The organism is Pseudomonas nabeulensis (assembly GCF_004682045.1).
Classification (GTDB): domain Bacteria; phylum Pseudomonadota; class Gammaproteobacteria; order Pseudomonadales; family Pseudomonadaceae; genus Aquipseudomonas; species Aquipseudomonas nabeulensis.
In genome coordinates, this window is record NZ_QUZT01000012.1 from 72,188 (window position 1) to 91,853 (window position 19,666).

The window sequence follows — 19,666 nt, forward strand, 5'->3', positions numbered from 1 at the left end:
TTAAAACCTCATCAAACTCTTCAGGCGCATATCACTGCGGGTTGGCACGGATGCTGGAAAGCAACGATTTCAGGTTGGCAGCCTTGGGCTTGACCAGCCAGAAACGACGCAGGTAATCATCGAGGTTCTCGGCGAGGTTACGACCCCATTCGCTGCCGGTTTCCTCGACGTACTCGTCCAGCACGTGCTGCAAGTGGTTCCGGTAGGACTCCATGGCTTCGCCGCTGATGCGCTGGATCTCGACCAACTCGTGGTTGACCTTGTCGACGAAGGTGTTGTCCTGGTCGAGCACGTAGGCGAAACCGCCGGTCATGCCCGAACCGAAGTTGTAACCGGTCTTGCCCAGTACCGCGACAAAGCCCCCGGTCATGTACTCGCAGCAGTGATCGCCAGTGCCTTCCACTACGGTGTGGGCACCGGAGTTACGCACGGCGAAACGCTCACCGGCCGTACCGGCGGCGAACAACTTGCCACCGGTGGCGCCGTACAAGCAGGTGTTGCCGATGATGGCACTGTCCTGGGTCTTGTAGACGCTGCCTTTAGGCGGAACGATCACCAGCTTGCCGCCGGTCATGCCCTTGCCCACGTAGTCGTTGGCGTCGCCTTCCAGGTACATGTGCAAGCCGCCGGCGTTCCACACACCGAAGCTTTGGCCTGCGGTGCCCTTGAAACGGAAGGTGATCGGCGCTTTCGCCATGCCTTGGTTGCCGTGCTTGCGTGCGATTTCGCCGGAGATGCGTGCGCCGATGGAACGGTCGCAGTTGCAGATATCCAGTTCGAATTCGCCACCGCTGGCGTCATTGATCGACGACCCGGCGATTTCCACCATTTTCTCGGCCAGCAGGCCTTTGTCGAACGGTGGGTTACGGTCCACGCCGCAGAACTGCGGCTTGTCGGCCGGGATGTGATCGCTGCCGAGCAGCGGCGTCAGGTCCAGGTGATGTTGCTTGGCGGTCTGGCCTTCGAGGATGTCCAACAGGTCGGTACGACCGATCAGCTCTTCCAGCGAACGCACACCCAGTTTGGCCAGCCACTCACGGGTCTCTTCGGCGACGTAGGTGAAGAAATTCACCACCATGTCGACGGTGCCGATGTAGTGATCCTTGCGCAGCTTCTCGTTCTGGGTCGCCACGCCGGTGGCGCAGTTGTTCAGGTGGCAGATGCGCAGGTATTTGCAGCCCAGGGCGATCATCGGCGCAGTGCCGAAGCCGAAGCTTTCGGCGCCGAGGATCGCGGCCTTGATCACGTCGAGGCCGGTTTTCAGGCCACCGTCGGTCTGCACACGGACTTTGCCGCGCAGGTCGTTGCCGCGCAGGGTCTGGTGAGTTTCGGCCAGGCCCAGTTCCCACGGTGCACCCGCGTACTTGATGGAGGTCAGCGGCGATGCGCCGGTGCCGCCGTCGTAGCCGGAAATGGTGATCAGGTCGGCATAGGCCTTGGCCACGCCGGCGGCGATGGTGCCCACGCCGGCTTCTGCTACCAGTTTCACCGAGACCAGGGCCTGCGGGTTGACTTGTTTCAGGTCGAAAATCAGCTGCGACAAGTCTTCAATCGAGTAGATGTCGTGGTGCGGCGGTGGCGAAATCAGGGTCACGCCTGGCACTGCGTAACGCAGCTTGGCGATCAAACCGTTGACCTTGCCGCCTGGCAGCTGGCCGCCTTCACCGGGCTTGGCGCCTTGGGCCACCTTGATTTGCAGCACTTCGGCGTTGACCAGGTATTCCGGGGTCACACCGAAACGGCCAGTCGCCACTTGCTTGATTTTCGAGCTCTTGATGGTGCCGTAGCGCGCTGGGTCTTCACCGCCTTCACCGGAGTTGGAACGCGCACCCAGGCGGTTCATGGCTTCGGCCAGGGCTTCGTGCGCTTCAGGTGACAACGCGCCCAGGGAGATACCGGCGGAGTCAAAGCGCTTGAGGATCGACTCCAGAGGCTCGACGTCGGCGATGTCCATCGGCGTGTCCAGGGTCTTCACCTTGAACAGGTCGCGGATCATCGACACCGGGCGGTTATCCACCAGCGAGGTGTATTCCTTGAACTTGGCGTAGTCGCCCTGCTGCACGGCGGCTTGCAAGGTGTTGACCACGTCCGGGTTGTACGCGTGGTATTCGCCACCGTGCACGAACTTGAGCAGGCCGCCTTGCTGGATCGGCTTGCGCGCGCTCCAGGCTTCGGTGGCCAGGGCTTTTTGCTCGGCTTCGATGTCGACGAAACGCGCACCCTTGATGCGGCTTGGCACGCCACGGAAGCTCAGCTCGCACACTTCTTCGGACAGGCCGATGGCTTCGAACAGTTGCGCACCGCGATAGGACGTCACGGTGGAGATGCCCATCTTCGACAGGATCTTCAACAGGCCCTTGGTGATGCCTTTACGGTAGTTCTTGAACACCTCATAGAGGTCGCCCAGCACTTCACCGGTACGGATCAGGTCGCCCAGCACTTCGTAGGCCAGGAACGGGTACACCGCCGAGGCACCAAAACCGATCAGCACCGCGAAGTGATGCGGGTCGCGAGCGGTGGCGGTTTCCACGAGGATGTTGGAGTCGCAGCGCAGGCCTTTTTCGGTCAGGCGGTGGTGTACCGCGCCGGTGGCCAGGGAGGCGTGGATCGGCAACTTGCCTGGAGCAATGTGGCGGTCGGTCAGCACGATCTGGGTACGACCAGCGCGCACGGCCTCTTCGGCCTGGTCGGCGACGTTGCGCACAGCGGCTTCAAGGCCGAGGCTCTCGTCGTAGTTCAGGTCGATGATCTGACGGTCGAAGCCTGGACGCTCCAGGGTCATCAACGAGCGCCACTTGGCCGGAGAGATCACTGGCGAGCTGAGGATCACACGGGAGGCGTGCTCAGGCGATTCCTGGAAGATGTTGCGCTCGGCACCGAGGCACACTTCCAGCGACATCACGATGGCTTCGCGCAGCGGGTCGATCGGCGGGTTGGTCACCTGGGCGAACTGCTGGCGGAAATAGTCGTACGGCGTGCGCACACGCTGGGACAGCACGGCCATCGGCGTGTCATCGCCCATGGAGCCCACCGCCTCGTAGCCTTGCTCGCCGAGCGGACGCAGCACTTGGTCGCGCTCTTCGAACGTGACCTGGTACATCTTCATGTACTGCTTGAGTTGGTCGACGTCGTAGAAAGCCGAGCCATGGTCGTTGTCTTCCATGGTCGCCTGGATGCGCATGGCGTTCTTGCGCAGCCATTGCTTGTACGGGTGACGGGACTTCAAGCGGTTGTCGATGGCGTCGGTGTCGAGGATCTGCCCGGTTTCGGTGTCCACGGCCAGGATCTGGCCAGGGCCTACGCGGCCTTTGGCGATGACATCTTCGGGCTTGTAGTCCCACACGCCGATTTCCGACGCCAGGGTGATGAAACCGTTGGTGGTGGTGACCCAACGCGCCGGGCGCAGACCGTTACGGTCGAGCAGGCACACCGCGTAGCGGCCGTCGGTCATCACCACACCGGCCGGGCCGTCCCACGGCTCCATGTGCATCGAGTTGTACTCGTAGAACGCACGCAGGTCCGGGTCCATGGTTTCGACGTTCTGCCACGCTGGCGGAATGATCATGCGCACGCCACGGAACAGGTCGATGCCGCCGGTGACCATCAGCTCGAGCATGTTGTCCATGCTGGAAGAGTCGGAGCCGACGCGGTTGACCAGCGGGCCGAGTTCTTCCAGGTCCATCAAGTCGTTGCTGAACTTGGTGCGACGGGCCTGCGCCCAGTTGCGGTTACCGGTGATGGTGTTGATCTCGCCATTGTGGGCGAGGAAGCGGAATGGCTGGGCCAACGGCCATTTCGGCAGGGTATTGGTGGAGAAGCGCTGGTGGAACACGCAGATTGCGGTTTGCAGGCGCTCATCGCTCAGGTCTGGATAGAAGGCGGTGAGGTCCGCCGGCATCATCAGGCCTTTATAAATGATGGTCTTGTGGGAAAAGCTGCAGATGTAGTGTTCGGTGTCGGCAGCGTTGGCCACGGACGAGCGACGACGGGAGGTGAACAGCTTGATCGCCATGTCCTGGTCGCTCAGGCCGTCGCCAGCGATGAACACTTGTTCGATCTGCGGCAGGCGCTCCAGGGCCAGGCGGCCGAGGACGCTGGTGTCGATCGGCACTTTGCGCCAGCCGACAAGCTGCAGGCCGGCGGCCAGGATTTCGCGGTTCATGTTCTCGCGAGCGGCTTCGGCTTTGACCGGGTCCTGGTTGAAGAACACCATGCCCACGGCGTATTGCTTGGGCAGGTCGACCGCAAATTGTTCTTTTGCGACAGCGCGCAGGAACAGGTCGGGCTTTTGAATCAGCAAGCCACAACCGTCACCGGTCTTGCCGTCGGCGTTGATCCCACCACGGTGGGTCATGCAGGTCAGGGCCTCGATGGCCGTTTGCAAAAGGGTATGACTGGGCTCGCCCTGCATATGGGCTATCAGGCCGAAACCGCAGTTATCCTTGAATTCATCGGGTTGGTACAGACCTGCTTTCATAGACACTTTCTCACCAGGCTGCCTCTTATATCGAGGCAAATTTCTTTTCAATTCAACCGGTTACCTTCCACGCCGAACGTACGCCGGCTTAGCGGGGGCAAAAGGGAGGTCATTGTACACACCGACACAGACGCTCACAAATTTAGCGACGAAATGTCGCAAATCTATGTCGCATTTATGAAAGGTTTAAAGCGATACGCTGTGCTAGTCAAAACTTTTTTAATTTTGACTGCCGCGACTCAAAAGCCACTATGACGCAGACACCACAAAGCGCGCGGTCCTTGCGGGACTGCACGCCATGCGATTTTTTTTGAGGTGCTGGGAGGGCGACCTGGGTAAGGTCGCCGGATCTTCAGCGAGTTGCTGCCAGTTCTTGTTGAACGCTGGCGACAGTGCGAGGCCAAGGTTTACCAGCCTGAACCTTCGCTGGCAAGGTTTTGATCGCAGAATCTGCGGCGGCACGGCTGGAGAAGTTGCCGTACGTGATCACGTAAAGAGGCTTGCCGTTGAGCACTTTCTTGAAATAACGGTACTCGCCGCCCTGCTCTTTCACGAACGCCTGAGCGTTGGCTTCGGAGCTGGTGCCGAGGATCTGCACCACGAAGTTGTTGGCAGGCTGGCTGCCATACCAACCACTGCCAGCAGCGCCGGCCTTGGCAACGGTAGCGGCTGGTTTTTCAGCCGGTTTGGCAGCAGGGGCTGGCTTGGCCGCTGGCGCAGGCGCAGGTGCAACCGGCTTGGTCACTGGCGCAGGCTTGGCAGTGGCGACGGTCGGTGCCGGGGTTGGCTTGGCAACCGCAGCCGGCTGGCCCGCTGGCACGCCCGCAGGCGGTGCAGTGGTGGTCACGGTCGGCGGTGTCGCGCTGGAACCTTCCACTGGCACTCCGTCGTCGCCTTCGGAGATGCCGCCGGCTTCTTCGGCAAGCGGGCCGCGCATAACGGGCTGGCCGACCATCGGCAGGTTGGTCGGTTGGCCGGAATTGGCGAATTCAACGTTTGGAGTAGGCTTGCCCAGTGGCAACTGCGCCTGTTCGGTTGGCGTGCCGGCGGTGGTCGGCGCCTTGCTGCGACCCGGGATCAACCAGGCAGCGGCAACAGCGACCACGACAACGGCAGAAATAGCCAATACGTGCTTCTTAGGCATAGTGAACCCCATCTTTGGACGCTTGACCGCTGAGCGGCTGGCAATCATGGCTTCGATCATGGCATCGCGGGCAACCTGGTTGATGGTGCCAGGCCAGCCGTCGGAGCTTTCGTGAATATCAGAGATCTGCTGGGCGGAGAAAAGTTCGATACCAGCACCTGCGCCCTCCAGGCGTTGAGCCAGGTATTCGCGGGTCTCCTCTTCTTCGTACGGCTGCAATTCGATGACGTGGAACAGCTCCTGGTCGCCGCTGATCTGCTCCAGATCGGCGATCAACGACGACTCACCGAACAGGAACACGTGCGGGCGGCCTTCCGGCGTACCAGCGGCCAGCGCCAACAGCGCTTCCAGGGCGGACTCATCGAGCTGCTCGGCGTCATCCACCAGCAAGTAGACTTCCTGGCCGGTCAGGCCCAACTGCACCACTTGCTTGAGGATCGCGTTCGGCTCGGCCGTGGCCACGTCCAAAGACTGCGCCACTTGGCGCAACACGCCCGCCGCATCACCGGCCCCACGGGCCGACACCACCACGCTCTGCACCGACTGTTTGTTGGTGCTGGCCACCAAGGCCTGGCGCAGCAAGGTCTTGCCGCTGCCCAACGGGCCGGTGACCACCAACAGCAGTTGGCTGTAACGCGCAAGGTGATGCAACTGCCCAAGCACAGGCTTGCGCTGGGCCGGGAAAAATTTGAAGCCAGGCACCCGTGGAGCAAAAGGGTCGTGGCTTAGCTGGTAATGGCCGAGGAACGCCTCGTCGGCATGCAAACTAGTCATCGGGATCTTATTAACCTTTCAGCTGAGCCAGCGCGCGGTAATCCGCGCCCAGCGTGGCCTGTAAAATCTCTTTTGGATAATCGTCGGTCACCACCGCTTCGCCCATGTGGCGCAACAGCACCAGGCGCAGTCGACCGTCGATCACTTTCTTGTCTATCGCCATATGTTCGAGGAAGTCCGCTTCGGTCATCTCCTCAGGCGGAATGACCGGCAAACCGGCGCGCTGGAACAGGCGAATACCACGATCACGCTCCTGGGCGCTGATCCAGCCCAGGCGTTGCGACATCTCCAACGCCATCACTGTGCCAGCCGCTACGGCCTCCCCATGCAACCAAACACCATAGCCCATGTGCGTTTCGATCGCATGGCCGAAGGTGTGGCCCAGGTTCAAGGTGGCCCGTACGCCGGACTCCCGTTCGTCGGCATTGACTACCAACGCCTTGGCGGCGCAGGAGCGGGAAATCGCTTCGGTCAGGGCGGCCTGATCGAGGTTGCGCAGGGCATCGACGTGTTCTTCGAGCCAGGCCAGGAACGGCTCGTCGCAGATCAGGCCGTACTTGATGACTTCTGCCAGGCCCGCGGACAGCTCGCGCGGCGGCAGGGTATTGAGGGTGGCGGTGTCAATCAGCACGGCTTGCGGCTGGTAGAACGCGCCAACCATGTTCTTGCCCAGCGGATGGTTGATGCCGGTCTTGCCGCCCACCGACGAATCGACCTGGGACAGCAACGTGGTCGGCACTTGGATAAAGTCCACGCCGCGCTGGTAACAGGCCGCTGCAAAGCCGGCCATATCGCCGATCACACCGCCGCCCAGGGCGATCACGGTGGTGCGGCGGTCATGGCGCGCGGTGAGCAGGCCATCGAAGATCAGTTGCAGGGTTTCCCAATTCTTATGGGCTTCGCCGTCGGGCAGGATCACGGAGATCACCGAGTACGCCGACAGGCTGCGGCTCAGACGCTCAAGATACAGCGGCGCGACCGTTTCGTTGGAGATGATCGCCACTTGCCGCCCGGCAATGTGCGGTGCGAGCAACTCGGGCTGGTCCAGCAGACCTTCGCCAATATGGATCGGGTAGCTGCGCTCGCCTAGATCGACCGTAAGTGTCTGCATGTGTCCCCGCGTTAGAGTTGTTTTGACGACCGGCAGCGTCGCAATCCGACGCCGCCTGATGGCTCTACGCCACACTTCAAAGGGTGTTGGCGCGCCGCCGAGAATAGCGCATTTCGGGCCAGGCTTTAACGGGGTGGCAGCCGTTGCAGGCGCTCAAGAATGTCGAGGACCACCATCCGAGGGGGCCGCTCATCGGTTTCCACCACCAGGTCGGCGATTTCCCGATACAGCGGATCGCGCAGCGCCAGCAGGTCCCGCAAAGTTTTTTCCGGGTTGGCTGTACGCAGCAAAGGACGATTGCGATCGCGGGCGGTACGGCCCACCTGTTGCTCGACCGAGGCATGCAGATAGACCACCCGACCACCGGAATGCAGCGCCCGGCGGTTTTCTTCGCGCATCACCGCGCCACCGCCGGTGGCCAACACCACGCCGTCGAGGCCGCACAGCTCGGCGATCATCGCCTGCTCGCGGTCACGAAAGCCCAGCTCGCCTTCCTTATCGAAGATCCATGGGATATTGGCACCCGTGCGCACTTCAATTTCCTTGTCGGAATCTTTGAATGGCAGGCGCAGCTCTTTGGCCAGCAAACGGCCGATGGTGCTTTTTCCAGCCCCCATCGGTCCTACAAGAATCAAATTTCGCACAGAATCAACGACTCACAGCAATCGCCTGGTTATTCATAATACGCGGAGTCAGGAATACCAGCAGCTCGGATTTTTTCTCTGCCAGCACATCGCGCCGGAAAAGGCGGCCAAGATACGGCACATCGCCCAAAAATGGCACTTTATCTACCACTTTGCTTTGGGTATTCGAGAAAACCCCGCCGATCACGATGGTCTCGCCATCCTTGACCAGCACCTTGGCGTTGACTTCGTTCTTCTTGATCGGCGGCACGTCGTTGAGTTTGTTCAGGTAGTCGGGCTCATCCTTGGTGACCTTGACCTCCATGATCACGCGATCGTCCGGGGTGATCTGCGGGGTGACTTCCAGGGACAGCGAAGCCTCCTTGAACGACACCGAGGTCGCGCCGCTGGAGCTGGATTCCTGGTAGGGGATCTCGGTGCCCTTGAGGATGCGTGCGGTTTCCTTGTCGGACGTCACCACCTTGGGTTGCGAGACGATTTCGCCGTTGCCGGTTTTCTCCATGGCCGTCAGCTCCAGGTCCAGCAACAGGTTGTCGGTGATATAGGCGATGCCCAGGCCGGACGTGCCGGTAATCGCCCCCAAATCGACAAACGGTGAACTCGGCGGGTTCTCCGGGGGCTCCGCGCCCTCTGCCAAGGGCTTGTTGATACCGCCAGCGCCCCAATTGCCCCGATTGAGCCGCCCTCCCCAGCGCGCGCCCAGGCTTTTGTCGTAGTCGACATTGGCCTCGACAATCCGCGCTTCGATCATCACCTGACGCACCGGGATATCCAGTTGCGCCACGATCCGCCGCAGTTCCTCCAGGCGTTCTCCGGTCTGGTAGGCAATGATGTTGTTGGTGCGATCATCCACCGCCACCGAACCGCGCTCATCAGTGGTGCCTTCCAGGCCGGTCACCGACTGGAACAGCTTGGCCAGGTCCGCCGCCTTGGCGTAGTTGACCTGCAACAGCTCCCGGCGCAAGGGTGCCAGTTCGGCCATTTGCTTGCGCGACTCCAGTATCAGCAATTCACGCGCCGCCAGCTCCTCGGCCGGCGCCACCAGTAATACGCCAGCCTTCAATCGCTTATCGAGGCCCTTGGCTTGCAGCACAAGATCGAGCGCCTGATCCCACGGCACCTCTTTGAGCCGCAGGGTGATCGAGCCTTGCACATCGTCGCCCGCCACCAGGTTGAGGCCTGCCACGTCGGCAATCTGCTGCAACGCGGTGCGCAGGTCGATGTTCTGGAAGTTTAGGGTCAGCTTGTCGCCGGCATAGACGCCGGGAACCACACTGCCAGGGGGCGGCAGGTGGATGAGGTCGACACGGTTGGGCACAGCAGCAGCCATCGGTGCCGTGAACGCTATCCATAGCGCCACACCGAAGGACGAGAAAGTCCTTTTCATTGATTGGATTCCGTTATGAGTTGACGTTCAACACGAGGCTTCGCGGGCGCTCCAGCCATGCGCCCTGTTTATCGGGGAACAGCTCGACGAGTTCGACATGGCCGTCATGGATCGCCGTGACCCGACCATGGTCCGGCCCCAGGTAATCGCCAACGGCCAGACGGTGCACCTCGGATGCCGCACGCAGCAAGGCAAAGGTCTGAAGGCCGCGAGACAGCGTGCCGACCATTTCGAACTGGTCCATCGCCAGGTTTTCCAGGGCACCGCGAGCCCTGGCAAGATTCGGCGCCGCACCGGGGCGCCCGGGTGTGTGATCGAACTGCAAGGCAAGCGGCTGGAAAGGATCCCGCAGGCCGGATGAGTCGTAGGCAAACCGCGGTGTTCGCACAATAGGCTCGGCCGGACCGCCGCCTGGCCTTGCACGCCAATAAGTGCTGGCCAGCAGGTCAAGCCGCAGCAACCGGCCATCGGGCCGCAGGTTGATTTCGTGGGTGGTGATGATGCGTGACAGGCCGCCCAGGTCACTCACGAACGTCGCCAAGTCGTGATAGATCCCTGTCACACCGATCTGCACGGGCTGTTCGGTATAGAACGCTCGGGATTGCTCAGGCAAAGGCGTGACGCTTTCGATCAGCAGGCCATTGGCCAACGCCAGACGCGCGATATCTTCCAACAAGCCGAGCATCTCGGATTCGCCCGGCAACTGCCGCAGAAGCTTATCGGCCTGTTCCTGGTCGGACTGCAGTTGGCGATTGCGCGCATCAACGCTAACGGCCAGGGCCATCTTTTGAGCAATGTGTTGTTGCAGCTCCGTTTCCCGCACCTCGGCCTGGTGCAACCGTTCCCGCTGCGGGCTCAGGTGCACAAGGTCGCCGACCACCCACGCCACGCCCGCCAGCGCACAGCCCAGCAAAACCTTGCCAGGTAGGGGCCAATGTGCAGCGTGATGAATGAGTGCGAGAAGTTTGAGCCCGGGCAGGCTCATGGCTGGCCCCCGGAGGATTCCCCGTGGCGCACCATCAATTGGAATTCATTCGTGCCACGTGCGCCGTCGGTGCGCACATGTTGCAGTCGAGTGGCACGGTGCCCTTCGGAGGCTTCCAGGCGGCGCATCAATTGGGCAATGTCCTGGCTGGAGTCCGCGCTGCCGCTGATACTCAGCGTGTCGCCCTTGGCGACCACTTCATGCAAGTGCACCCCCTCTGGCACCGTGCGCGCCAATTGGTCCAGCAACTGTGCGCCGGGCGAGCGGCCATCGTGCAAGTCCTGCACGGCCTTCATGCGCTGCGCCAACTGCTGGCTCTGCGCTTGCAGGTCGTCAAGGGTCTTGATGCGTGAATCCAGGACCACGACATCCTTGTCCAGATAGCTGTTGCGGGTCACTTGCCGGTCAATCGCCTGGTCGATCACTTGGTCCGCCAGCCACACGGCCGCCAGCGCGACACCGGCGAACGCCAGCAGAAACGCCAGGAAGAGTTTGCGCCGCCGTTCCGCCAGCGCCTGGCGCCAAGGCAAAAGGTTGATTCGTGTCATCAAGCGAAACTCCTCAGGGCCAACCCGCAAGCCACTCCCATCCCGTGGGCATCCACCGCCCATTGTGCCCCATCGACACGATGAGCCGGCGTGAAGCTGGCGAAATCCTGACTGCATGCGCGCGCCAATGCAAACGCTTCGACATCGATCACCTTCGGCACCAGCCCGGCCAGGGCCAAAACCGCCTCGCGAGCTTCAACATGCTCCTTCAAGCAAGCCGCCAGCAGCACCTTAACGCGGGCAGGGTCGTGGGCCACGTGACCCTGGACCTGAAAGTCGATGGCCACTCCATCCAACGGGTAAGGAATGTACTGGTCCGCCTCCGCCTGGATCATCCAGGCCATTTCCTCATCGCTGAGCCCGGCCGCCAACTCGATAACCCGTGTAATCACCGAAGACCCGGCCACGGCAATCGCTGCGCCGCGCAGGGTCGTGTGTAGCCGAGGCAGCGCCACCTGCAATGCATGCCCTATGCCTTCAAGATCCCGGAACGCACCATCGACCACCGCGCGGGCGGGCAGCGCCTGGGTGATATAGCCTTGAATGCTGTAGCCGTTGGCTGAACGACCCAGTTCAACCAACCGGACCGCCGTGTCGTTGATATCGACGCCCAACAGGGTGTCGGCTTTTCGCGTGAAAAATCCCTTCACTATAAAACTCCCTAAAACTTTGCCTGTCATACCGCCTGATTGCCGTTGAACGCCATGCATTCGGTCGACTTGTTGAGGCGGCACGAATGACGCCCCAAGTCGAAAAATGCTTTAATGCCCAGCGTTTTTCTCCGCTTTTTATCTGCCGCCCGGGTTGATCCATCGTTTGTCATGCATGCCCCGACGCCTAACTCATTCTTTTCTCTGGAAATCCAAAAGCCTTGATTCGTCTGCTGAAGTTTTTCGGGTACTCCATTGTCGCGATTGTCTGCGGGCTGCTGCTCGTGCTCAGCGGTGCCTACCTCTACCTTAGTCCGGGTTTACCCTCCGTAGAGGCCCTGAGAAGTATCCAGTTGCAGATTCCTTTGCGGGTCTACAGCAGCGATGAAAAACTGATCGCGGAGTTCGGCGAAATGCGCCGCACACCGATCCGTTTTGCCGATATTCCACCCAATTTCATCAGCGCCCTGCTCTCGGCCGAAGATGATAATTTTGCCAACCACTATGGCGTCGACCCCAGCAGCCTGGTGCGCGCAGCCACGCAATTGGTAAAAAGCGGACACATTCAATCCGGCGGCAGCACCATCACCATGCAGGTGGCGAAGAACTTCTTCCTCACCAGCGAACGCAGTTTTTCGCGCAAAGCCACCGAGATCCTGCTGGCCCTGCAAATCGAACGTCAGCTGACCAAGGACGAGATCCTCGAGCTGTACGTCAACAAGATCTACCTGGGCAACCGCGCCTACGGCATTGAAGCCGCTTCGCAGGTGTACTACGGCAAGTCCATCCGTGACGCGAGCCTTGCGCAGATGGCGATGATTGCCGGGCTGCCCAAGGCCCCATCGCGCTTCAACCCCCTGGCCAATCCGGCGCGCAGCAAAGAGCGTCGCGACTGGATCCTGGGGCGCATGTACAAGCTGGGCAAGATCGACCAGGCCGCCTATGAAAGTGCAGTGGCCGAGCCGTTGAATGCCAGTTATCACGTGCCGACGCCGGAAGTGAATGCCCCCTACATTGCTGAAATGGCCCGCGCCGAGATGGTCGGCCGTTATGGCAGCGAGGCCTACACAGAGGGCTTCCGCGTCACCACCACGGTGCCGAGCGACTTGCAGGACATCGCGAATAATTCGGTGCATTCCGGCCTGATCACCTATGACCAGCGCCACGGCTACCGCGGCCCTGAGTCGCGCCTGCCGGGCAAGACCCTGAGCGCCTGGACCACCGAGCTGGGCAAGCAACGCGCCATCAGCGGGCTGGAACCGGCCATCGTGACCCAAGTGCAAAAAGACGGCGTGCAGGTGCTGACCCGCACCGGCGAAGCCCATGTGAGCTGGGACAGCATGAAGTGGGCGCGCCCGTTCCTGAACACCAACAGCATGGGGCCGATGCCCAAGCAGCCGTCGGACGTGGCGCAAGTGGGTGACCTGATCCGCGTGCAACGCCAGAAGGACGACAGCCTCAAATTCAGCCAAGTGCCTTTGGCTCAAGGCGCTCTGGTTTCCCTCGACCCACAGAACGGTGCAATCCGCGCGCTGGTCGGTGGCTTTGCCTTCGAGCAGAGCAACTACAACCGCGCCACCCAGGCCAAGCGCCAGCCGGGCTCGAGCTTCAAGCCATTCATCTACAGCGCCGCACTGGATAACGGCTATACCGCCGCCAGCCTGGTCAACGATGCACCGATCGTGTTTGTCGACGAATACCTGGACAAGGTCTGGCGCCCGAAGAACGACACCAACACCTTCCTCGGTCCGATCCGCATCCGCGAAGCGCTGTACAAGTCGCGCAACCTGGTGTCGATCCGCCTGCTGCAAGCGATGGGCGTCGGCAAGACCATCGACTACATCACGCGCTTTGGCTTCAACAAGTCGGACCTGCCGCCCAACCTGTCCCTGGCGCTGGGCACCGCGACCCTCACGCCGATGGAAATCGCCACCGGCTGGAGTACCTTTGCCAACGGCGGTTACAAGATTGCGCCGTACCTGATCGACAAGATCGAAAGCCGCAATGGCGACACCCTGTTCACTGCCAACCCGCCACGAGTGCCGGGTGATGTGGTCAACGGCGTGGCCGCCACCGACGGCCTGGCCGCACCGAGCAACGGCGGCATTACCATCGAACCAACCCCAGGCACAGCGCCTGCTGCAAACGCCACCACGCCCGCCGAACCACAAGCGCCTGCGGTCGCCGAGCGCGTAGTGGATGGCCGCACTACGTACATCCTCAACAGCATCCTCCAGGACGTGATCAAAAAAGGCACCGGCCGCCGCGCACTGGCCTTGGGCCGTGCGGATATCGCGGGCAAGACCGGTACCACCAACGACTCCAAGGACGCCTGGTTCTCCGGCTATAACGCCGACTACGTGACCACGGTGTGGACCGGCTACGACCAACCGGAAAGCCTCGGTCGTCGCGAGTTCGGTGGCACCGTCGCACTGCCGATCTGGATGAGCTACATGGGCGGCGCCCTGAAAGACAAGCCCCTGCACACCCAGCCGGAACCGGAAGGCATCCTCAGCCTGCGCATCGACCCAATCAGTGGCCGAGCGGCCTCGCCCAGCACGCCAAATGCGTACTTCGAACTGTTCAAGAGCGAAGATACGCCGCCGTCGGTCAATGAGCTGGGCAATGGTGTTGCACCGGGTAGCCCGTTGCCGGCGGATGAGGCAGCGCCGATAGACCTGTTCTAACCAAGATTTCAAACCAATGAGGTTCTAAATGTGGGAGGGGCGGTGCGACGATTCGACTTGCCCCCGATGGCAGTGTGTCAGTCAGTACATCTGTCACTGATACACCGCCATCGGGGGCAAGCCCCCTCCCACATTTGGATCTCTGTAATGTTCAGGTTAATCAGCAACCCACAAAAAAGCCCCGACTCGCGAGAGCCGGGGCTTTTTGTTGGTGCGCTACAACGGCTTAGCCGTTGAACACATCATCCACGCTGTTCAGCGGGTAGTGCTTCGGATACGGCAGGGTAGCCACGCCGGTCTCGATGGCGGCTTTGGCCACGGCATCGGAGATCAGGGTGATCAGGCGCTTATCCATTGGTTTCGGAATGATGTACTCACGACCGAATTCCAGCTTGATGCCACCGTAGGCGTCGCACACTTCCTGAGGCACCGGCAGCTTGGCCAGTTCACGCAGGGCGTTGGCGGCAGCGACTTTCATCTCTTCGTTGATGCGCTTGGCGCGAACGTCCAGGGCACCACGGAAGATGAACGGGAAGCCCAGTACGTTGTTGACCTGGTTCGGGTAGTCCGAACGGCCGGTAGCCATGATCACGTCGCTACGGGTGGCGTGAGCCAGCTCTGGCGAGATCTCTGGGTCCGGGTTGGAGCAGGCGAACACGATCGGGTTGGCCGCCATGGACTTCAGGCCTTCGGCGCTCAGCAGGTTCGGGCCGGACAGGCCGACGAACACGTCTGCACCGTCAAGGGCGTCAGCCAGGCTGCGCTTGTCGGTGGCGTGGGCGAACATCGCCTTGTACTGGTTCAGGTCGGTACGCTCGGATTGAACGACGCCCTTGCTGTCGACCATGAAGATGTTTTCCAGCTTGGCGCCCATGCTCACCAGCAACTTCATGCAGGAGATGGCCGCAGCGCCAGCACCCAGGCAGACGATCTGTGCGTCGGACAGGGTTTTGCCAGCGATTTCCAGGGCGTTGATCATGCCGGCCGCGGTCACGATTGCGGTGCCGTGCTGGTCATCGTGGAATACCGGAATGTCGCACTGTTCGATCAGGGCCTTTTCGATCTCGAAGCACTCAGGTGCCTTGATGTCTTCCAGGTTGATGCCACCGAAGGTGATGGAAATGCGCTTTACGGTGTCGATGAAAGCCTGCGGGCTCTCGGAATCGACTTCGATGTCGAAAACGTCGATACCGGCAAAGCGCTTGAACAGCACGCCCTTGCCTTCCATGACTGGCTTGGAAGCCAATGGGCCGAGGTTACCCAGGCCGAGAATCGCGGTGCCATCGGAAATCACTGCAACCAGGTTGCCTTTGCCGGTGTACTTGTACGCCAGCTCAGGGTCGCGGGCGATTTCACGTACGGGCTCGGCCACGCCAGGGCTGTAGGCCAGCGACAGGTCGCGTGCGGTGGCGGTGGCTTTGGTGAGCTCTACACTCAGCTTTCCTGGACGAGGATTGGCATGATATTCGAGAGCGGCAGTTTTCAAATCAGACATATCGGCATTCCGCTTTTACTGTTGGTCGACGGACCGCCGAGGATACGCGTGTCGCAAAGTCCCTACAAGACTGGGCAGTCACCCGTGTCAAGGCCCCAAAGCGACGTACTTTGGTCTAAGGCCACGGGATATAAGGGCTCAACTGTTCACAATCGACTAAAAAAATGTCTACAATTTTTTATTAATTCGTTGATTTGAGCATGCTCGGGTCGGTCAACGGTATCAACCAACGTGCCTGGGCGTTTTTTAGTCCGCCACGTTTGGCTCGGTCCTGCACCCAGCCTCGCGCCTCGATTGTCCTGCCTTGCAGACCACTGAGCAGAGTGTTGTCGAACTGACGGATCAGATCGGGCGCAATACGTAATACCAGTGAACCCTGCAACTCGATCCAGATTCCGCCGCGATTGCGTTCGATCTTGCTGACATTGCCACTGACCAAGGCAAAGCCGGAACGCTTGAGTTGCCCCACGCTTTGCACCGGCGATTGTCGCCACAGGCCCAGACGCGCCTTGCGGGCACTGTTCTCGGCAGCCTGCTGGCAAGCGACGAGGTCGACATTGGGTGCGACACCCACCTGGAATCCAAGGCCTTCGGCCAATAATCGGGCCTCAAGGTTCTCGCCATCGGCCCCGTAGAGGTGGGCCAGGGTACGGCCATAACGATCTTTGACCTCACGCCCCGGCCGCAGGCCAACGCGCCCCTCACTGGCGTCGACCAACGCCTGCAAGCGCTGGCGGGCAGCGACGGCGTAAGGCTCGTCCGTAAGGCCCTTCTTACCGGTTTCCGGGGCATTGAGCCCGATCATGCGTACGCTGCGGCCATCCTTGAGCCGCACGGTGTCGCCATCGACCACTCGCTGCACTTCTACCTGGGCCAGCGACGCCGGCGCAGGGCAGAAGACCTCGGCCTGCGCGACCGACAGCCAAATCCCGGGCACAAAAAAGGCGCCCACAAGGGACGCCTTTTTCATCAGCATGGAAAAACCGAAGCGGCTTCCCAAGTTGATCGGCCTTAGGCCTTTTTGGCACCGAAAGCACCGAAACGGTCAGCAAAGCGCTGTACACGGCCGCCGGTGTCCAGAGTTTTCTGCTTACCGGTGTAGAACGGGTGGCACTCGTTGCATACGTCAGTACCCAGTGGCTTGCACAGGTTCGAACGGGTTTCGAACTTGTTGCCGCAGCTGCAGGTAACTTCGATGGTTTCGTACGCTGGATGGATATCGGCTTTCATGGCACTTCCTCGGGCTAGCGTGCCGCCACTCGACACTATTGTCGAATACCGCACGTAATTAGGCCGCGGATTCTACCAGACCTTTTTAAACGCGCAAGCGGCGCTTGGGGCGCAAACCTTCCTTTCATCAGAAAACCATCGGCTACCCCAAGCCCTCCCCGGTCTGCTAGGCTCCCGCCCCTGCGCCACCGCCTGCCTTTAATAGATGAGACCCCCCGCGTGCCCGACGCCATTTTGCGCCTAGCCCTGCCCTCGCCCCTGCGCCGCCTGTTCGATTACCGGGCCCCGGCCGGCGTGCTGCGGGCGCAGTTGCAACCGGGCATGCGCGTGCGCGTGCCGTTTGGCCGCAGGGAGATGATCGGCATTTTGGTGGAAGTGGCCGACCACAGCGAAGTGCCGGCCGAAAAGCTCAAGCCCGCGCTGGCCATGCTCGACGCCACGCCACCGCTGCCGCCCGCACTGTTCAAGCTGTGCCTGTGGACCGCCCAGTATTACCAGCACAGCCTCGGCGACACCCTGAGCTGGGCGCTGCCGGTGCTGCTGCGCCAAGGCGAGCTGGCCGAAGCGCGCCAGGAACGCTTTTGGTCGATGGTGCCCGGCGCACGCCTCGACGACCCGCGCATCGCCCGCGCCCCGCGCCAGCGCGAAGCCCTGGCCACCCTGGCTCAGCATCCCCACGGCGTGGCCCATCAGCTGTTAAGCAAGCTGATGCTGAGCAAAGACAGCCTCGACCTGCTGCTGGCCAAGGGTCTGGTGCAGGTGGAAATCCGCAAGCATGCGCCCGACCCGCGCCACGAACACTGGCTGGCCCAACCGGAATTGCCGCTGAACCCGGAACAGCGCGCAGCGTACGAAGCGATCCGCGCGGGCTTCGACAGTTTCCACGCCTTCCTGCTGGCCGGTGTCACCGGCAGCGGCAAGACCGAAGTCTATTTGCAGCTCATCCGCGAAACCCTGCAGGCTGGCAAACAGGCGCTGGTGCTGATCCCCGAGATAAACCTGGGCCCGCAGACCCTGGCGCGTTTCGAACAGCGCTTCAATGCGCGCATCGCCCTGGTGCACTCGGCCGTCAACGACCGCGAGCGCCTTGAATCCTGGCTGGCGGCACGGGATGGCGAAGCCGACATTATTATCGGCACCCGTTCGGCGCTGTTCACCCCGATGAAAAACCCCGGGCTGATCATCATCGACGAAGAGCACGACGGCTCCTATAAACAGCAGGAAGGCCTGCGCTATCACGCCCGTGACCTGGCGCTGGTGCGCGCACGCCAGGAAGACATCCCGATTGTGCTGGGCTCGGCCACGCCGTCCCTGGAAAGTCTGCACAACGCCTACACCGGGCGTTACGGCCTCCTACGCCTCAACGAGCGGGCCGGTGGCGCCAAACAACCACGTTTCCTGCGTCTGGATGTCAAAAGCCGCCCGCTGGACAGCGGTATTTCCGGGCCGATGCAACAAGCCATCGGCCAGACCCTCGCCGCTGGCCAACAGGTATTGGTCTTCCTCAACCGTCGCGGTTTCGCGCCGACGTTGCTGTGCCATGACTGTGGCTGGATGTCCGAATGCGAGCGTTGCGATGCGCGCATGACCGTGCACCAGCGCTACGGCGAGCTGCGTTGCCATCATTGCGGCCATGTGGAGCGGGTGCCGCGCCACTGCCCGCAGTGCGGCAAAGTCGATTTGCGCCCCGTCGGCGCCGGCACCGAACGCGCCGAAGAACGCCTGGGCATTCTGTTCCCGGATTTCCCGGTGCTGCGGGTCGACCGCGACAGCACCTCGCGCAAAGACGCGATGAACCAGCTGTTCGCCACCATCCAGAAAGGCCAGCCGTGCATCCTGATCGGCACGCAGATGCTTGCCAAAGGGCACCATTTTCCACGAGTGACCCTGGTATCGATCCTGGACGCCGACGGTGGCTTGTTCTCCGGCGACTTCCGCGCCAGCGAGCGCATGGCGCAGTTGATCGTGCAGGTCGCGGGGCGTGCGGGCCGCGCCGAAGAACCGGGCAAGGTGATTATCCAGACCCATTTGGCCGACCACCCGTTGCTGATTCAGCTGACAGAACAAGGCTACTTTGCCTTCGCCGAACAAGCGCTGAGTGAGCGCCGCGCTGCGGGCCTGCCGCCGTTTTCCCATTTGGCGCTGCTACGGGCCGAAGCGCACAAACCGGGGCAGGCCGAGAGCTTCCTGGATGAAGCCTGCAGCGCCGCTGAACGTTTGCTCGGCGAGCTGGGTCTGAGCGGCATCGAGCTGCTCGGCCCGGTCCCCGCCCCCATGGAGCGCCGTGCCGGCCGCTACCGCGCTCAGCTACTCTTGCAGGCGACGTCCCGCGCACCGCTGCATCGGCTATTAAGTAGCTGGTTACTTGCCCTAGAGCAAATGCCCAGTGGCCGGCAGGTGCGATGGTCGTTGGACGTAGACCCGGTAGATTTGTATTGATCACCTCTGTGGCGAGGGAGCTCCCTCGCCACAGGTTAATCGTCCGTGAAGCTTGCTCGAAGGTTGGCAAGCCCGCCCTCGCCACGGATAATGCC

The 19,666-nt window shown here is 61.5% G+C and carries 12 protein-coding genes and 1 pseudogene; 2 read left to right on the forward strand and 11 right to left on the reverse strand.

From position 1 onward, the window contains the following. Positions 1-31: 31 nt before the first annotated feature. The 8 genes and pseudogenes from gltB to pilM all read right to left on the reverse strand — a co-directional run bounded on the left by gltB (position 32) and on the right by pilM (position 11,723). Positions 32-4,477 (reverse strand): glutamate synthase large subunit, encoded by a 4,446-nt coding sequence (gene gltB, locus DYL61_RS09095; protein ID WP_135308057.1) that lies wholly within the window; start codon positions 4,475-4,477, stop codon positions 32-34. A gap of 352 nt (positions 4,478-4,829) precedes the next feature. After that, complete coding sequence (locus tag DYL61_RS09105; protein ID WP_135308059.1) at positions 4,830-6,395, reverse strand: SPOR domain-containing protein; 1,566 nt, start codon at positions 6,393-6,395, stop codon at positions 4,830-4,832. 10 nt (positions 6,396-6,405) lie between these two features. Next, complete coding sequence (gene aroB / locus DYL61_RS09110) at positions 6,406-7,506, reverse strand: 3-dehydroquinate synthase (protein WP_135308060.1); 1,101 nt, start codon at positions 7,504-7,506, stop codon at positions 6,406-6,408. A 125-nt stretch (positions 7,507-7,631) separates the two neighbouring features. Further along, positions 7,632-8,150, reverse strand: coding sequence for a shikimate kinase AroK (gene aroK, locus DYL61_RS09115; protein ID WP_135308061.1), 519 nt, complete (start codon positions 8,148-8,150; stop codon positions 7,632-7,634). 4 nt (positions 8,151-8,154) lie between these two features. Continuing rightward, positions 8,155-9,408, reverse strand: a pseudogene (locus DYL61_RS09120) (type IV pilus secretin PilQ); the annotation flags it as partial. A 142-nt stretch (positions 9,409-9,550) separates the two neighbouring features. After that, a complete protein-coding gene (locus tag DYL61_RS09125; protein ID WP_135308062.1) occupies positions 9,551-10,522 on the reverse strand; it encodes a pilus assembly protein PilP in 972 nt (323 codons plus the stop codon). Then, a complete protein-coding gene (locus tag DYL61_RS09130) occupies positions 10,519-11,070 on the reverse strand; it encodes a PilN domain-containing protein (protein ID WP_135308063.1) in 552 nt (183 codons plus the stop codon). The genes DYL61_RS09125 and DYL61_RS09130 overlap by 4 nt, the downstream gene beginning before the upstream one ends. Further along, on the reverse strand, positions 11,070-11,723 hold the full coding sequence (pilM, locus tag DYL61_RS09135; RefSeq protein ID WP_135308087.1) for a type IV pilus assembly protein PilM: 654 nt from the start codon (positions 11,721-11,723) through the stop codon (positions 11,070-11,072). Before pilM ends, DYL61_RS09130 begins: the two co-directional genes overlap by 1 nt. A gap of 221 nt (positions 11,724-11,944) precedes the next feature. On the opposite strand from pilM, the gene DYL61_RS09140 reads away from it, so the two are divergent. Beyond that, on the forward strand, positions 11,945-14,407 hold the full coding sequence (locus DYL61_RS09140) for a penicillin-binding protein 1A (protein ID WP_420825069.1): 2,463 nt from the start codon (positions 11,945-11,947) through the stop codon (positions 14,405-14,407). A 226-nt stretch (positions 14,408-14,633) separates the two neighbouring features. Here the strand turns inward: DYL61_RS09140 and DYL61_RS09145 are convergent, their stop codons facing one another. From DYL61_RS09145 to rpmE, 3 genes are all read right to left on the reverse strand, one after another. Beyond that, positions 14,634-15,902, reverse strand: a complete 1,269-nt coding sequence (locus tag DYL61_RS09145; RefSeq protein WP_135308065.1) for a malic enzyme-like NAD(P)-binding protein — start codon at positions 15,900-15,902, stop codon at positions 14,634-14,636. Positions 15,903-16,083: 181 nt separating this feature from the next. Next, a complete protein-coding gene (locus DYL61_RS09150) occupies positions 16,084-16,878 on the reverse strand; it encodes a thermonuclease family protein (RefSeq protein ID WP_135308066.1) in 795 nt (264 codons plus the stop codon). A 35-nt stretch (positions 16,879-16,913) separates the two neighbouring features. Next, complete coding sequence (rpmE, locus tag DYL61_RS09155) at positions 16,914-17,132, reverse strand: 50S ribosomal protein L31 (protein ID WP_010213765.1); 219 nt, start codon at positions 17,130-17,132, stop codon at positions 16,914-16,916. 219 nt (positions 17,133-17,351) lie between these two features. On the opposite strand from rpmE, the gene DYL61_RS09160 reads away from it, so the two are divergent. Further along, a complete protein-coding gene (locus DYL61_RS09160) occupies positions 17,352-19,571 on the forward strand; it encodes a primosomal protein N' (protein ID WP_135308067.1) in 2,220 nt (739 codons plus the stop codon). Positions 19,572-19,666 lie beyond the last annotated feature (95 nt).

Excerpts from the sequence above, each read along its gene's own strand:
- DYL61_RS09145 (WP_135308065.1), bottom strand. The coding sequence starts at position 15,902 with ATGTCTGATTTGAAAACTGCCGCTCTCGAATATCATGCCAATCCTCGT.
- aroB (WP_135308060.1), bottom strand. The coding sequence starts at position 7,506 with ATGCAGACACTTACGGTCGATCTAGGCGAGCGCAGCTACCCGATCCAT.
- DYL61_RS09125 (WP_135308062.1), bottom strand. The coding sequence starts at position 10,522 with ATGAGCCTGCCCGGGCTCAAACTTCTCGCACTCATTCATCACGCTGCA.
- gltB (WP_135308057.1), bottom strand. The coding sequence starts at position 4,477 with ATGAAAGCAGGTCTGTACCAACCCGATGAATTCAAGGATAACTGCGGT.
- rpmE (WP_010213765.1), bottom strand. The coding sequence starts at position 17,132 with ATGAAAGCCGATATCCATCCAGCGTACGAAACCATCGAAGTTACCTGC.
- DYL61_RS09105 (WP_135308059.1), bottom strand. The coding sequence starts at position 6,395 with ATGACTAGTTTGCATGCCGACGAGGCGTTCCTCGGCCATTACCAGCTA.
- DYL61_RS09150 (WP_135308066.1), bottom strand. The coding sequence starts at position 16,878 with ATGCTGATGAAAAAGGCGTCCCTTGTGGGCGCCTTTTTTGTGCCCGGG.
- DYL61_RS09130 (WP_135308063.1), bottom strand. The coding sequence starts at position 11,070 with ATGACACGAATCAACCTTTTGCCTTGGCGCCAGGCGCTGGCGGAACGG.